This window comes from Streptomyces sp. NPDC058796 (assembly GCF_042745235.1).
Lineage (GTDB): Bacteria > Actinomycetota > Actinomycetes > Streptomycetales > Streptomycetaceae > Streptomyces.
In genome coordinates, this window is sequence record NZ_JBHYOP010000010.1 from 50,874 (window position 1) to 65,387 (window position 14,514).

Genomic DNA, 14,514 nt, shown 5'->3' on the forward strand with positions numbered 1-14,514 from the left:
AGGAGGCGGGACACGACACCATAGTGACGGACCGGCTAACGTGCCTGCCCATGGCCTCCGTACTGGTCGTCGAGGACGACCCCGTGATCCGGGCCGCGCTGATCGAGGTCCTGACCGGACACGGCTACGCGGTCAAGACCGCCCACCAGGGTTTCGAGGCGCTGCGCGACATCACCCAGAGCCCGCCGGACATCGTGGTGCTGGACCTCGGGCTGCCCGACCTCGACGGTCTCGACGTGCTGCGCATGATCCGGGGCATCTCCCGCGTCCCGGTCCTCGTCGCCACCGCCCGTGACGACGAGAGCGAGATCATCCGGCTGCTCAACGCCGGGGCCGACGACTACATGGTCAAGCCGTTCTCCGGCGGCCAGCTCGCGGCCAGGCTCGCCGCCGTACTGCGCAGGTCCGTGCCCGCCGACGTCCGGGCGGCGCGGAGGCCCGTCCTCCAGGTCGCCGACCTGCGCATCGACCCCACCGCGCGCACCGCGCACCTCGCCGGCCGGGAGCTCGCGCTCACTCGCCGCGAGTTCGACCTGCTCGCCTACCTCGCGGCCAACGCCGACCAGGTCATCTCCCGGCAGCGGATACTCGCCGAGGTGTGGCAGCAGCCGTACGTCGAGGATCAGACGGTCGACGTCCACCTCTCCGCACTCCGCCGCAAAATGGGTGAGAAGGCGCGAAAGCCCCGCTACCTCCACACCGTGCGCGGCATAGGCATCAAGTTGGTCAGCTCGCCATGAGACGTGCCCTCGCCGGAATCGCCCTGGCCGTCACCTCGATGGTGGCGCTGTCCTTCCTCATCCCGCTCGCCCTCCTCGTCCGCGAACAGGCCCGGGACCGGGTCACCACCGCCGCCGAGCAGCGGGCCTCCGCCCTGTCCCCGGTGCTCGCCCTCACCACCCGGCGCGCCGACGTGCAGCAGGCGGTCGCCGAACTCGGCTCCGCCGACCAACTCGTCGTACGGCTGCCCGACGGCGGCTTCGTGGGCACCCCACACGCGCCCCGGGACGCGCTCGACCGGGCCGTGCGCGGCCGCGAGACGCTCGCCGTCGACACCGAGGACGGCTGGGTCTACCTCCAGCCCGTCGTCCTGCGGGGGGACCGGGTCGCGGTGGTGGAAGCCTTCGTGCCCGCCGCCGACCTCACCCGGGGCGTGGCCGCGTCCTGGGGTGTGATGGCGCTCCTCGCGCTGGGCCTGGTCGGCGGCTCGGTGCTGGTCGCCGACCGGCTCGGCGCCCGCGTCGTCCGCTCCTCCCGCAGCCTCAAGCGCGCCTCGCTGGCCCTCGGCTCCGGCGACCTGGACGTGCGGGTGGAACCGGACGGCCCGCCCGAGCTCCAGGAGGCCGGCGCGGCGTTCAACACGATGGCCGACCGGGTCGTCGACCTGCTCGCCGTCGAACGCGAACTGGTCGCCGACCTCTCGCACCGACTGCGCACCCCGCTGACCGCCCTCTACCTGGAGGCCGACCGGATGGGCGCGACGCCCAGCGCCCGGCGGGTCACGGAAGCGGCAGGCCAGCTGGAGAGCGAGCTGGACTCGATCATCGCCGCGGCCCGCACACCGCTGGCCTCGGCGCACTTGGCCGGTGCGGGGGCGGGGGCCTCGAAGCCGTGCGACGTCGCCGAGGTGGTCGCGATGCGTCTGGACTTCTGGTCGGTCCTCGCCACCCAGCAGGGCCGGCCCTGCGAGCGTTCCCTCACCCCCCGCCCGTCGCCCGTCGCCTTCCCCGAGGACGATCTCGCGGCAGTCGTCGACGCCCTCATCGGCAACGTCTTCCGGCACACCCCCGAGGGCACCGCCTTCGCCGTGCGCGTGGAGCGGGCGGACCGGCACGTGCTCCTCACGGTCGACGACGCGGGCCCGGGCGTGGCGGACCCCGAGGCGGCGCTCACCCGGGGCGTCAGCGTCGGCGGCTCCACCGGACTCGGCCTGGACATCGTGGCGCGGGCGGCTCGCGCGGCGGACGGCGAACTGACGATCACCCGCGCGCCGCTGGGCGGCGCGCGGGTGCGGGTGTCGTTCGTACTGGCCGGCGCGGGCGGCACCGGTACACGGTGACGGGCGTCAGCGAGGGGCGCCGAAGTTCTGCGTCCACCAGGGGCCGCCGTCGCCGAAGTGGACACCGACGCCCAGCTCCTTGAAGGAGCAGTTGAGTATGTTCGCGCGGTGGCCGGGGCTGTTCATCCAGGACTCCATCACCGAGGCGGCGTCCGCCTGCCCCCGGGCTATGTTCTCGCCCAGCGTCGACCACTGGTATCCGGCGGCCTCGACCCGGGTCGTCATCGTGGACCCGTCGGGACCCGTGTGGGACATCACACCGCTGCTCGCCATGACGTCGCTGTAGTCGTCGGCGGCCCGGGTGAGCCGGTCGTTCGCGGTGACCGGAGAGCAGCCCGCCGCGGTCCGCTCCTCGTTGACCAGCGAGAGCACCTGAGCCTCGGGCCCGCCGGACCCGGCGGAACCGGAGCCCGACCCCGTGTCCGACCCGCTGCTGTCCGACCCCGAGCCGCCGCTTTTGCTCGCCGCCCGGTCGCCGCCGCTCTGCGCCGTCTTCCTCACGGGCGCCTTCGACACGGGCTCGGCCGGCTTCCGCTCGGTACCGGGGGTGGGGCTCGCCGACCGCTTCGGCTTCTCCTTCGGCTTCGCGCTCTCGCTCGGCGAGCCGCTCGCCGAGGCACTCGGGCTCGCCGAGCCCGACGCCAGTGGCACCGCGCCGCCCGCCGCGTCCTCGGCGCCCGGCGCCTCACCGGCGGTGCTCGCCGCGACCCGGTCCGAGGCGCCGCCGTCCTCGCCGCCGGTGACGGCCAGGGTGATCCCGACGCCCGCCGTCACGGTGACGGCGCCCAGGGCCAGCGCGGTGCCGCGGGTCCTGAGCCCGCCGCGGGGACGGGCGTGGGAGCGGGACGGGCGAGCGGCTCGGCGGGAACCCATGCAGGACACCTCGGTCTGTCGGTCGGCTGGCTCGGCCCCGTACCCGGTGGACGCGATCGCGCCCACCGGGACTGTGGGGGGTGTTCGAGAGCCTAGGACCCGGCCGGGGCGGAAACGCCCGTTCGAAGGTCATCTTCAAGAAGCCTTAAAAGAGCCGCCAAAGTCCGCTGAGGAACGGACGGCGTGTCTCCGGCCGGTTACGCGCCCGCCGCCCGGCACCCTCGGTCCGCCGCGGGGCGCTTCAACGTGAAGAGCGGACACGGCGGTCCGCTGAAGCCCCTGGCGTGCTCCCGGTGCCCCGCCGTCACCCGGTTCACCGCGCTTGCCGTGCCGGACCGCCGGACAGCCTGTCGGCGTGCGCCCGGCAGATCGCCGCCGCACCGTCGGCGCACCCCGGGGAGGCAGGGACCTCCCGCCCACCGCGCCCCCCGGGGTCGCCGCGCACCGAGAAGAAGGAGGAACGCACATGCCGTCCACCGCCGAGGAACGAGAGCTGCTCGACGAACTGCGCGAACTGCTGGCCGCGACGGTCGAGGACCTGTCCGTGGAGGAAGTCGGAGACGACTCCTCGCTCAAGGACGACCTGGGCGTCGACTCGCTGGCCATGCTGGAAGTGATCGCCGCGATCGAGGACCGCTGGCAGATCGAGGTGCCGCAGGAGCAGGCGGAGCAGCTCACCACGGTCCGGCAGATCGCCGCCCACCTCGCCGAAGCCGTCTCCGCTCCCGTGGGCGGCACCGCGTGAGCCCACGGCACGCGGCCGGCCCGGCCCCCGAGGAGCGGGCCGCCGTCGTCACCGGACTCGGCCTCACGACGGCGCTGGGCGGCGACGTGCCCTCCACCTGGCGGGCGCTGCTGGCCGGCGTGTGCGGCGTCGGGCGCCTCGACTTCGAGGTGCCGGGCGGCTCCGCGACGGCCTGTCTCGCGGCCCCGGCTGCGGTCGAGCCCGCCACCGTGCTGCCGCCCGCCAAGGCGGCGCACTGCGACCGCTCGGCGCAGTTCGCCCTCGTCGCCGCCCGGGAGGCCGTGCGCGACGCCGGGTTCGAGGAGGTCTCGTCCCTCGGCGCGGGCGGTGCGCGGGTGGCCGTGGTCGTCGGGGTGGGGCTGGGCGGAGTCACCAGCATCCTGGAGCAGAACCACCGCCTCCAGACCCGCGGCGCCCGCCGGGTGAGCCCGCGCACGATCCCGGTCATGCTGCCCAACCACCCGGCGGCCGAGGTGGGGCTCATGGTGGGCGCCAAGGCCGGGGTGCACGCCCCCGTCAGTGCCTGTGCCTCCGGCGCGGAAGCACTCTCCCAGGCCCTCGGGATGGTCCGGGACGGCCGTGCCGACATCGTGGTCGCGGGCGGCACCGAGGCCGCGCTGCACCCGCTCGTCCTGGCCGGGTTCGCACGGCTGGGCGCCCTCTCCCGGCGCCTGGACGATCCCAAGGGCGCGTCCAGGCCCTTCGACGCCGAACGGGACGGATTCGTGATGGGGGAGGGAGCCGGCATGCTCGTCGTCGAGAGCGTCGCGCACGCCGCCGCCCGCGGTGCCCGCGTCCATGGCCGGCTGACCGGTGCGGGCATCACCAACGACAGCCATCACGTCGCCCAGCCCGCGCCCGGCGGGACGGGCTGCGCCGCCGCCGTCGACGAGGCCCTGCGCGACGCCCGGCTCCACCCGGAGCAGGTCCGGCACGTCAACGCCCACGCCACCTCGACACCGCTCGGCGACCTCGGCGAGGCCCAGGCCTTGGAGCAGGTCTTCGCCAAGAGCCTGGACGACGTGGCGGTCAGTGCCACCAAGGCCGCCTTCGGGCACACCCTGGGAGCGGCCGGCGCCATCGAGGCCGTGCTCACCGTTCTCGCCCTGCGCGAGCGCACCGCACCGCCCGCGTGCAGCCTCGAACGCGTCGACCCGGAGATCGGCCTGAACGTCGTGGGCCGCAGCCCCGTGCCCCTGCCCCCGGGGCCCCTCGCGGCCGTCACCACGAGCATGGGCTTCGGCGGGCACAACGTCGCCCTCGCCTTCGCCGCCTCATGAACCACGGCCCCCCGGCCCCGGCCGGAGGCACACCGCGCACCGTGCTGATGTGCCCCGGTCAGGGCGCCTACCTCCCGGGCGCCCTGCGCCACCTGCGCGACGTACCGTCCGTCGCGCAGGTGCTGCGGAGGGTGGACGCCCACAGCGCGAAGCTCGGCGGCAGCGGACCGCCCGCCGGCCTCCTCCTCACGGACCCCGGCGCGCCCGGCCCCGAGCAGCTCGTGCTCGCCGCCCCCCTCGCCTTCGACCTGGCCACCTACGCCGCGGTGATCGCCTCCGCGACCCTCCTGCTCGACCTCGGGGACCCGCCCGTCCACGCGGTCCTCGGCCACAGCGTGGGCGACCTCGCGGCGCTCACCGTGGCCGGGGCGATCACCCCGGAGCAGGGCGTCCGGCTGCTGCACCTGCGCGACCGGCTGCTGCGGGACGCCGCGCTCCCGGCGGCCGGCCTGCTTGCCACCGACATGACCGCGGACCGGGCGGCGGACCTGCTGCGGACCGAGGGCCTGGCCCAGCTGCGCGTCGCCGCCCGCAACGCGCCCGCCCAGACGGTCCTGGCCGGTCCCGACGAGCAGTTGGCCGCCGTACGGCGCAGGGTCCGGGAACTCGGCCACCGCGCCACTTTGCTGACCGGCCGGACCGCCTACCACCACCCGCTGCTCACCGAGGTCCACCGGACCTTCCGCCGCCACCTGCGGGCGGAGCCCGTCGCCCCGCCCGCGCTCGCCGTGTACACGGCCACCACGGACCGGCCCGTACGCACCCCGGCCGGGCTGCGCACCGCGGCGGCCGCGCACCTCACCGAACCCATGGCCTTCCACCGCACCCTGGACGCCCTGCGCCGGGCGGGTTTCACCACCTACCTCGACAGCGGCCCCCGGGCCCTGCTGAGCACCCTGGCCAAGGCGGGGCTGCCGGGCTGCACGACCGCCGCCCCCTCCCGCACACCGGCCGGAGTCGACCGCCTGCGCCTGCGCCTCGCCGCCGCCCTGCGGTGACGACGCCTTCGCGGCCGGGTCGCGCGGCGGCATCGGGGTAGGCGGAGGGGAGCCGAAGGAGGACTGCCATGACGACGTACGTCATCTCGGTGCCGGGCACGTTCACCGGCGCGCTCCAGGACACCACGAAGGACGAGCTGGCCCGCGCACTGCGCCCCGCCGACCCGCACCGCACCCATCTGGGAGACGAGGAGGACCTCGACGCCCTCTCGGTCAACGACGACGGCACCTTCACCATCCGCCTCACCGTCGAGGCCGACACCGCCGCCCACGCGGAGGGCCGCGCCCGCGAGGTCGCCGACTCCGCCCTGCGCGCGGCCGGCCTGGACGGCGGCAGCGCGCCGCTCGGCCCCACGGTCGTCACCGGAATCGACTCCGACGTCTGACCCGGCCGCGACCTCACACGGCCGGGCACCGGCCGGTGAGTGGCCCGGCTCACATGGCGTACCGGAGGCGGCGCCGACACCATGGTCTCGTCACCCGGCAGGCTGAAGGGATCAAGAATGTTCCGCAAGGTGCTGGTCGCCAACCGCGGTGAGATCGCGATCCGCGCGTTCCGTGCGGGCTACGAGCTCGGCGCGCGCACGGTCGCCGTCTTCCCGCACGAGGACCGCAACTCGCTGCACCGGCTGAAGGCCGACGAGGCCTACGAGATCGGGGAGCCGGGCCACCCGGTGCGCGCGTACCTCTCCGTGGAGGAGATCGTCCGCGCGGCCCGCCGCGCCGGAGCCGACGCCGTCTACCCGGGCTACGGATTCCTCTCCGAGAACCCCGAACTCGCCCGCGCCTGCGAGGAAGCCGGCATCACCTTCGTCGGACCGAGCGCGCAGATCCTCGAACTGACGGGCAACAAGGCCCGCGCCGTCGCCGCCGCCCGCGAGGCCGGCGTACCCGTCCTCGGGTCCTCCGCTCCCTCCACCGACGTGGACGAACTCGTCCGCGCCGCCGACGGCATCGGCTTCCCCGTGTTCGTCAAGGCCGTCGCGGGCGGCGGCGGGCGCGGCATGCGCCGCGTCGAGGAACCCGCCCAACTCCGCGAGGCCATCGAGGCCGCGTCCCGGGAGGCCGCCTCCGCCTTCGGTGACTCCACCGTCTTCCTGGAGAAGGCAGTCGTCGAACCCCGCCACATCGAGGTGCAGATCCTCGCCGACGCCGAGGGCGGCGTGATCCACCTCTTCGAGCGGGACTGCTCGGTGCAGCGCCGCCACCAGAAGGTCATCGAGCTGGCGCCCGCCCCCAACCTGGACCCGGCGCTGCGCGAGCGGATCTGCGCCGACGCCGTCAGCTTCGCCCGGCAGATCGGCTACCGCAACGCCGGCACCGTGGAGTTCCTCGTCGACCGCGACGGCAACCACGTCTTCATCGAGATGAACCCGCGCATCCAGGTCGAGCACACGGTCACCGAGGAGGTCACCGACGTCGACCTCGTCCAGTCCCAACTGCGCATCGCCGCCGGCGAGACGCTCGCCGACCTCGGCCTCGCCCAGGAGAACATCACCCTGCGCGGCGCCGCCCTCCAGTGCCGTATCACCACCGAGGACCCCGCCAACGGCTTCCGCCCGGACACCGGGCAGATCAGCGCCTACCGCTCACCGGGCGGCTCCGGCATCCGCCTCGACGGCGGCACCACCCACGCCGGCACCGAGATCAGCGCCCACTTCGACTCGATGCTGGTGAAACTCTCCTGCCGCGGCCGGGACTTCACCACCGCCGTCAACCGCGCCCGGCGCGCCGTGGCCGAGTTCCGCATCCGCGGCGTCGCCACCAACATCCCCTTCCTCCAGGCGGTGCTGGACGACCCCGACTTCCAGGCCGGCCAGGTCACCACGTCCTTCATCGAGCAGCGCCCGCACCTGCTCACCTCCCGCCACTCCGCCGACCGCGGCACCAAGCTGCTCACCTACCTCGCCGACGTCACCGTCAACAAGCCGCACGGCGAACGCCCCCGACTCGCCGACCCGCTCACCAAGCTGCCGGCCGTGCCCGCGGGCGACCCCCCGGCCGGCTCCCGGCAGCGGCTGGCCGAACTCGGCCCGGAGGGCTTCGCCCGGTGGCTGCGCGAGTCGCCCACCATCGGCGTCACCGACACCACGTTCCGCGACGCCCACCAGTCGCTGCTCGCCACCCGGGTCCGCACCAAGGACATGCTCGCCGTCGCCCCGGTCGTCGCCCGGACCCTGCCCCAGCTGCTGTCCCTGGAGTGCTGGGGCGGCGCCACCTACGACGTCGCCCTGCGCTTCCTCGCCGAGGACCCCTGGGAGCGGCTGGCCGCCCTGCGCGAGGCGGTCCCCAACATCTGCCTGCAGATGCTGCTGCGCGGCCGCAACACCGTCGGCTACACGCCGTACCCGACCGAGGTGACCGACGCCTTCGTGCAGGAGGCCGCGGCCACCGGCATCGACGTCTTCCGCATCTTCGACGCCCTCAACGACGTCGACCAGATGCGCCCCGCCATCGACGCCGTGCGCCAGACCGGCACCTCCGTCGCCGAGGTCGCCCTGTGCTACACCGCCGACCTGTCCGACCCCGACGAGCGGCTCTACACCCTCGACTACTACCTGCGGCTCGCCGAGCAGATCGTAGACGCCGGCGCCCACGTCCTGGCGATCAAGGACATGGCGGGGCTGCTGCGCGCCCCGGCCGCCGCGACCCTGGTGTCCGCGCTGCGCCGGGAGTTCGACCTGCCGGTGCACCTGCACACCCACGACACCACCGGCGGGCAGCTCGCCACCTACCTGGCCGCGATCCAGGCGGGCGCCGACGCGGTCGACGGGGCCGTGGCGTCCATGGCGGGCACCACCTCGCAGCCCTCCCTGTCGGCGATCGTCGCCGCCACCGACCACACCGAGCGGCCCACCGGACTCGACCTCCAGGCCGTCGGCGACCTGGAGCCGTACTGGGAGAGCGTCCGCAAGGTCTACGCACCCTTCGAGGCGGGCCTCGCCGCACCCACCGGCCGCGTCTACCACCACGAGATCCCCGGCGGCCAGCTCTCCAACCTGCGCACCCAGGCCATCGCGCTCGGCCTCGGCGACCGCTTCGAGGACATCGAGGCCATGTACGCCGCCGCCGACCGGATGCTGGGCCGCCTGGTGAAGGTGACGCCCTCCTCCAAGGTGGTCGGCGACCTGGCCCTGCACCTGGTGGGCGCGGGCGTCTCCCCGGCGGACTTCGAGGCGGAACCGGACCGGTTCGACATCCCCGACTCCGTCATCGGCTTCCTCCGCGGCGAGCTGGGCACCCCGCCCGGAGGCTGGCCCGAGCCGCTGCGCACCAAGGCGCTGCGCGGCCGTGCCGAGGCCAAGCCGGTGCCGGAGCTGTCCGCCGACGACCGCGCGGGGCTGGCCAAGGAGCGCCGGGCGACCCTGAACCGGCTGCTGTTCCCCGGGCCCGCCCGCGAGTTCGACAACCACCGCGCCTCGTTCGGCGACACCAGCGTCCTGGACAGCAAGGACTTCTTCTACGGGCTGCGCCCCGGCACGGAGTACACGGTCGACCTCGACCCGGGCGTCCGGCTGCTGATCGAACTCCAGGCGGTCGGCGACGCCGACGAGCGCGGCATGCGCACCGTGATGTCCTCGCTCAACGGGCAGCTCCGTCCGATCCAGGTCCGCGACCGGTCGGCGGCCTCCGACGTACCGGTCACCGAGAAGGCCGACCGGTCGAACCCCGGTCACGTCGCGGCGCCGTTCGCGGGCGTGGTCACCCTCGCCGTCGCCGAGGGGGACGAGGTGGAGACCGGCGCCACGGTGGCCACCATCGAGGCGATGAAGATGGAGGCCACCATCACCGCCCCGAAGTCCGGCACGGTGAGCAGGCTCGCCATCAACCGCATCCAGCAGGTCGAGGGCGGCGACCTCCTCGTACAGCTCGGCTGAGCACGGTGGCGGCCCCGGACCGGGGCCGCCACCGACGCCTCACGCCTCCTTCGGCGCCGCCTGCTGCACCACCTCGAACGACCACACCGTGGACCCGCTCGCCGCGGGCTTCGGCCGCTCCCCGCCCCCCGCACCGCCGCCCTGGTGGGCCGCCTTCATCGGGCCCTCCATCCAGGCCTGGAACGACGCCTCGTCGCGCCACCGCGTGTAGACCAGGTAGTTGTCGGTGCCCTCGACCGGCCGCAGCAGCTCGAACCACTCGAAGCCGTCGGAGCTCTCGACGGCGTGCGCCCGCGAGGCGAAGCGCTTCTCCAGCGTCTCGCGCTGCTCGGCGGGGACGGTCAGTACGTTGATCTTGACTACGCTCATGGCCCCATCCTGCCCCATGCCCACGGCGCGGCCGTCAGCACGGCTCGCGCCAGACCCCGAGCTCCGGCCGCTTCCGCATCGACGACAGCCCGAGCCTGCGCGACTCGGCGCAGAAGCGCCGGGTCGGCTCGCCGTACTCCACGTGGAAGACCGCCTTGCCCGCCGCCACGAACGGAGCGAGCCGCGCACACTCGCCGTACTCGGCACACTGCTCGTTGACGGCGAAGTCGAAGTCGTCCACGAGCTGCGGAATCTGCGGCAGGTCGTTCTTGAGGCCCACCGCGAGACCGCGCTCGTGGGCGATGGCGGCGATCATGCGGTTGTACGCCAGCTGGTCCCGGGCGGTCAGCGGGAAGCCGGTCTCCTCGCCGTAGCCCTCCACCAGGTCCGGTTCCACCGCGTCGAAGCCCTTGTCCCGGCACATGTCGAAGCGACGCTCCATGATCGGCCGCAGTACGGACAGCCGGCGGATGTCCAGCCAGCGCTCGCCCCGCCAGCCGTTGGGCTCGCCCAGCACGGACCGGGGAAAGGCGTCCCGGTCGGGGCGGAAGTCCTCCCAGGCACCCACGTTGACATAGCAGATCACCTTGCGCCCGGCCCGGTGCAGCCGGGCCACGTCGTCGGCGCCGTTCTCGAAGCCGTCGATGTCGTAGACCGGGACGTCGGCCGAAGGATCGACCCGCCCGTCGAGCTGCCACTGCCAGGCCAGTCCCGGCCGGGGCTGCCACACCTTTGTGGCGGACGGGTCCGGTGGCGGCGGACCGTCCGCACCGGAACACCCGGCCACCACCAGGGCCGCCAGCGCGGTCAGCGCCGAGACGAACGCCCGTCCGCCCCGCCTCATGACTTGGCCCCGGTCAGCACGGGAGTCAGCCGCGCCCAAGGATTGGGCAGCCCTCCCGGAACCGGCCCGGACACCGCCGCGCCACGCTCCCGCGCGGTGCGCACGGCGAGCGGGGCCAGTGCCTCGGGAACCCCGTACACCAGGTGGCAGAACCGCTCCGGCCGGTGCCGCAGCGTCCAGTCCGGCCGGCTGAACGCGGACACGTACACCGACCAGGGCCCCTCGAACGTGACGAGGAGATCCGCGATCCGCGCGTAACCCGGTGCGGGGTGGACCCCCGGATTGAGCACGACGGGCGACGAGCCCCGTCGGCGCAGCGCGCGCACCGTCGCCCGGTACGCGCCGAGTTCGGTCGCCGCCGAACTCACCCGGTCCAGGAAGCACCCGTCGGCCCCGTACCACTCCCGGTGCCGCCGGGCGTCCTCGGCGACCTCGGCCGCCGCACGCGTGCCGTAGTCCGTGTCGACGTAGCCGAGCAGCCGGGCGCCCGCCGCACGCAGCGCGCCGGCCACCGAGGCGAAGGCGGGGTCGGGCACGTCACCCGGACCGTTCGCGGGGTTGAGGACGACCCCGTACGTGCGGTCGGCCGCCGTGATGAGCCGGTGCCAGGAGCCCGGGTCCTCGGCCGGATGGACGTACAGCGGGATCAGCAGGCTCACGACGGACGGTCGCCTTCCAGGGTCCGGGACGGGGCGCCGGCCGACCACAAAGCGGCCAGCGACTCGTCCAGCGAGTACGAAGGACGCCAGTCGAGTGCGGTGCGTGCGGCGGTGATGTCGGAGCACTGCCAGGACACCTGGTCCGAGCGCGCCGAGCCCGCGCCCTGTTCCTCGATCCGGCCGCGGAAACCGGCGATGCCCGCGAGCGTCCGCACCAGCCGGCGCACCGGCACGGCCTCGCCGCCGCCGACGTTCAGCACGGACGGCAGCGGGCCGGTGGCGGTGACCGCTCGCTCGGCGGCCCGCGCGACGTCGCGTACGTCGACGAAGTCGCGGTACGCCGACAGGTCGCCCAGCCGCAGCACCGCGTCCGCGTCCCCGCCCGCCGCGCGCAGCAGGCCGGTGACCCGGCCGGGCAGACCGGTGGCCGGCGCGCCGGGCCCCACCGGGTTGCCGACCCGCAGGACCACGGAGTCCAGCTCCGAGGTGGCGACGGTCACGCTGCCCGCCAGCTTGGTGGCGCCGTAGGCGGTGAGGGGCCGGGTCGGCGCCGACTCCGGCACCGGGACACGCTCGGTGCCCGGACCGTACTCGGCGGCCGACCCCAGGTGGACCAGGCGGGCCGCGGGACGTGCCCGGCGCAGCGCCGCGCACAGCACGGCCGGGCCGCGGGCGTTGAGCTCCGCGAGCGTCACGGGATCACCGCCGGTCGCGCCCGCGCAGTTGACCACGGTGTCGACGTCCGCCGCCGCCAGCACCTCCGTGAGCCGGTCGACGGTGTCGGTGGCCAGGTCGACGGGCACGTCGGCGGCGGACCGGCCGCCGCCGAGGACCCGCGCGCCGGGCAGGGCGCGCAGCCGCTCGGCGACATGGCCGCCCAGATAGCCGGTGGAACCCAGGACGAGGATGCGCATGCGGTGCTCAGGCTCCCTTGAGCAGCAGGGACTTGCGGCTGGTGAACTCCGCGTTGGCCCGGTCGTAGTCGTCGGGGCGGCCGATGTCGAGCCAGTAGCCGTCGAAGTCGTAGGCGTGCGGCGCGTTGCCCGACTTCAGCAGGTCGAGCACCAACTCGTCGAAGCCCAGGGGCAGTCCGGCCTGGTAACCGTCCAGCGTCGACCGGGACAATCCGTACACGCCCATGGAGACGCGGTAGTCCATGCTCGGCTTCTCGGTGAAGGCGACGACCCGGCTCGCGTCCGTGGTCAGGACGCCGAAGTCGATGTGCACCTTCCTGGCGTACGTGGCGATGGTCAGCGACGCGTCCGAGGCGCGGTGCCGCTCCAGTACGTCCGCGTAGTCGAGGTCGGTGAGGATGTCGCCGTTCATCACCAGGAAGTGCTCCGGCAGCCGCTCGCGCATGGTGAGCAGCGGCCCCATGGTCCCCAACGGGCTCTCCTCGGTCGAGTAGTCCACGGTCAGGCCCCACTGCGAGCCGTCGCCGACATAGGCGCGGATGATCTCGCCGAGGTGGCCTATCGCGATCGTGCAGCCGGTGAAGCCGGCCGAGGCGAGCTGGCGCAGGACGATCTCCAGGATGGCGTGCTGGTCGCCGATGGGCACGAGCGGCTTGGGCAGCGCGGTGGTGTAGGGACGCAGCCGGACGCCCTTGCCGCCGGCCAGGATCACTGCGTGCATGAGGTTCCCCCTCGGTTCACGTGCCGGTCGTGGGCAGGAGTGGTGGTCGGATGTCGCGTGCGGGTGGCGGGGTCAGATGTTGTAGATGCCGGTCTTGTAGCGGGCGAGGTTGGCCGGGTCGCGGAAGAACTCCACGGTGTGCGCGAGGCCCTGCACCAGGTCGTGCGCCGGTGCCCAGCCGGTCGCCCCGCGCAGCCGGGTCGCGTCCGCGACCAGCCGCATCACCTCGGAGTTCGCGGGCCGCAGCCGCCGCTCGTCCTCCCGTACGTCGAGCGCGGTGTCCATCACCTTGCCGATGAGGGCGACCAGGTCGCCGACGGAGATCTCGCCGCCGGTACCGGCGTTGAAGGTACGGCCCACGACCCGCTCGGCGGGCGCGGTGCCGACCGCGAGGAACGCCTGCGCGGTGTCCTTGACGAAGGTGAAGTCCCGGGTGGGGCGCAGGTCGCCGAGGGTGATGGTCCGCTCCCCGGCCGCCACCTGGCCGATCACCGTGGGGATCACCGCCCGCATGGACTGGCGGGGCCCGTACGTGTTGAACGGCCGCAGCGTCACCACCGGCGTGTCGAAACTGGCGTGGTAGCTGTCCGCCAGCCGGTCGCCGCCCGCCTTCGACGCGGCGTACGGCGACTGGGTGTGGATCGGGTGGTCCTCGGTGATCGGCACGGTCCGCGCGGTGCCGTAGGTCTCGCTGGTGGAGGTGTGCACCAGCCGGGGCGTGCCCTGGGCGCGCACCGCTTCCAGCACGTTCAGGGTGCCGGTGACGTTGGTGTCCACGTAGCTGTGCGGTGCCTGGTAGGAGTACGGGATCGCGATGAGCGCGGCCAGGTGGTAGACGCAGTCGGCGCCCTCGACGAGGTGGCGGACCGAGCCGGGGTCGCGGACGTCGCCGAGGACGATGTCGACCTGGTCGAGCACGTCGTCGGAGAGCGTCTCCAGCCATCCGTAGGAGGAGAAGGAGTTGTACTGCGCCATGGCCCTCACCCGGTGCCCGGAGGCGACCAGCGCCTCGGTGAGGTGGGAGCCGATGAAGCCCTCGGCTCCGGTGACGGCGGCGAGCGGTGTGGCGGTCACGCGGGGTCCTTCCGGTCGGTGGATCGGTGGGTGGAGCGGTCGGTGGATCGCCGGGTGACGGGGCGCGGGGAGCGTCCCGCGCGGATCCGGCGGCGGCACG

Annotated in this window: 14 protein-coding genes; 7 read left to right on the forward strand and 7 right to left on the reverse strand. The window is 74.0% G+C overall.

Features of this window, described 5'->3' with window-relative positions; all coding sequences use genetic code 11:
- The first annotated feature begins 50 nt into the window (after positions 1–50).
- Together ACFW47_RS24655 and ACFW47_RS24660 are read left to right on the forward strand one after the other, a co-directional pair.
- A complete protein-coding gene (locus ACFW47_RS24655; RefSeq protein ID WP_386284338.1) occupies positions 51–740 on the forward strand; it encodes a response regulator transcription factor in 690 nt (229 codons plus the stop codon).
- Entirely contained in the window at positions 737–2,059 is a 1,323-nt protein-coding gene (locus ACFW47_RS24660) for an ATP-binding protein (RefSeq protein ID WP_386284335.1), read from the forward strand. The genes ACFW47_RS24655 and ACFW47_RS24660 overlap by 4 nt, the downstream gene beginning before the upstream one ends.
- Before the next feature lie 6 nt (positions 2,060–2,065).
- Here ACFW47_RS24660 and ACFW47_RS24665 read toward each other — a convergent pair whose 3' ends face one another.
- Complete coding sequence (locus ACFW47_RS24665) at positions 2,066–2,932, reverse strand: CAP domain-containing protein (protein ID WP_386307114.1); 867 nt, start codon at positions 2,930–2,932, stop codon at positions 2,066–2,068.
- A 466-nt stretch (positions 2,933–3,398) separates the two neighbouring features.
- Here ACFW47_RS24665 and ACFW47_RS24670 point away from each other — a divergent pair, with 466 nt between their 5' ends.
- From ACFW47_RS24670 to ACFW47_RS24690, 5 genes are all read left to right on the forward strand, one after another.
- The gene (locus ACFW47_RS24670) at positions 3,399–3,677 is read left to right on the forward strand and encodes an acyl carrier protein (protein ID WP_386284330.1); all 279 of its coding nucleotides are present in this window, start codon (positions 3,399–3,401) and stop codon (positions 3,675–3,677) included.
- Positions 3,674–4,957: a beta-ketoacyl-[acyl-carrier-protein] synthase family protein gene (locus ACFW47_RS24675; protein ID WP_386284328.1), complete on the forward strand. Its 1,284-nt coding sequence runs from the start codon at positions 3,674–3,676 to the stop codon at positions 4,955–4,957. The genes ACFW47_RS24670 and ACFW47_RS24675 overlap by 4 nt, the downstream gene beginning before the upstream one ends.
- The gene (locus ACFW47_RS24680; protein ID WP_386307115.1) at positions 4,954–5,955 is read left to right on the forward strand and encodes an ACP S-malonyltransferase; all 1,002 of its coding nucleotides are present in this window, start codon (positions 4,954–4,956) and stop codon (positions 5,953–5,955) included. The genes ACFW47_RS24675 and ACFW47_RS24680 overlap by 4 nt, the downstream gene beginning before the upstream one ends.
- A gap of 68 nt (positions 5,956–6,023) precedes the next feature.
- A complete protein-coding gene (locus ACFW47_RS24685) occupies positions 6,024–6,341 on the forward strand; it encodes a hypothetical protein (protein ID WP_386307117.1) in 318 nt (105 codons plus the stop codon).
- 117 nt (positions 6,342–6,458) lie between these two features.
- Entirely contained in the window at positions 6,459–9,833 is a 3,375-nt protein-coding gene (locus ACFW47_RS24690) for a pyruvate carboxylase (RefSeq protein ID WP_386307118.1), read from the forward strand.
- A gap of 39 nt (positions 9,834–9,872) precedes the next feature.
- Here ACFW47_RS24690 and ACFW47_RS24695 read toward each other — a convergent pair whose 3' ends face one another.
- From ACFW47_RS24695 to ACFW47_RS24720, 6 genes are all read right to left on the reverse strand, one after another.
- Positions 9,873–10,202 carry an antibiotic biosynthesis monooxygenase family protein gene (locus tag ACFW47_RS24695; protein WP_386307120.1) on the reverse strand — a complete coding sequence of 110 codons (330 nt, stop codon included), beginning with the start codon at positions 10,200–10,202 and terminating at the stop codon, positions 9,873–9,875.
- A 34-nt stretch (positions 10,203–10,236) separates the two neighbouring features.
- Positions 10,237–11,046 carry an endo alpha-1,4 polygalactosaminidase gene (locus tag ACFW47_RS24700; protein WP_386284318.1) on the reverse strand — a complete coding sequence of 270 codons (810 nt, stop codon included), beginning with the start codon at positions 11,044–11,046 and terminating at the stop codon, positions 10,237–10,239.
- Positions 11,043–11,705, reverse strand: a complete 663-nt coding sequence (locus ACFW47_RS24705; protein ID WP_386307122.1) for a spherulation-specific family 4 protein — start codon at positions 11,703–11,705, stop codon at positions 11,043–11,045. The genes ACFW47_RS24700 and ACFW47_RS24705 overlap by 4 nt, the downstream gene beginning before the upstream one ends.
- Positions 11,702–12,619 (reverse strand): NAD-dependent epimerase/dehydratase family protein, encoded by a 918-nt coding sequence (locus tag ACFW47_RS24710; RefSeq protein WP_386307124.1) that lies wholly within the window; start codon positions 12,617–12,619, stop codon positions 11,702–11,704. The genes ACFW47_RS24705 and ACFW47_RS24710 overlap by 4 nt, the downstream gene beginning before the upstream one ends.
- A 7-nt stretch (positions 12,620–12,626) precedes the next feature.
- Entirely contained in the window at positions 12,627–13,340 is a 714-nt protein-coding gene (locus ACFW47_RS24715; RefSeq protein WP_386284311.1) for an NDP-sugar synthase, read from the reverse strand.
- Between the two features lie 72 nt (positions 13,341–13,412).
- A complete protein-coding gene (locus tag ACFW47_RS24720; protein WP_386307125.1) occupies positions 13,413–14,414 on the reverse strand; it encodes an SDR family NAD(P)-dependent oxidoreductase in 1,002 nt (333 codons plus the stop codon).
- Positions 14,415–14,514: the final 100 nt, after the last annotated feature.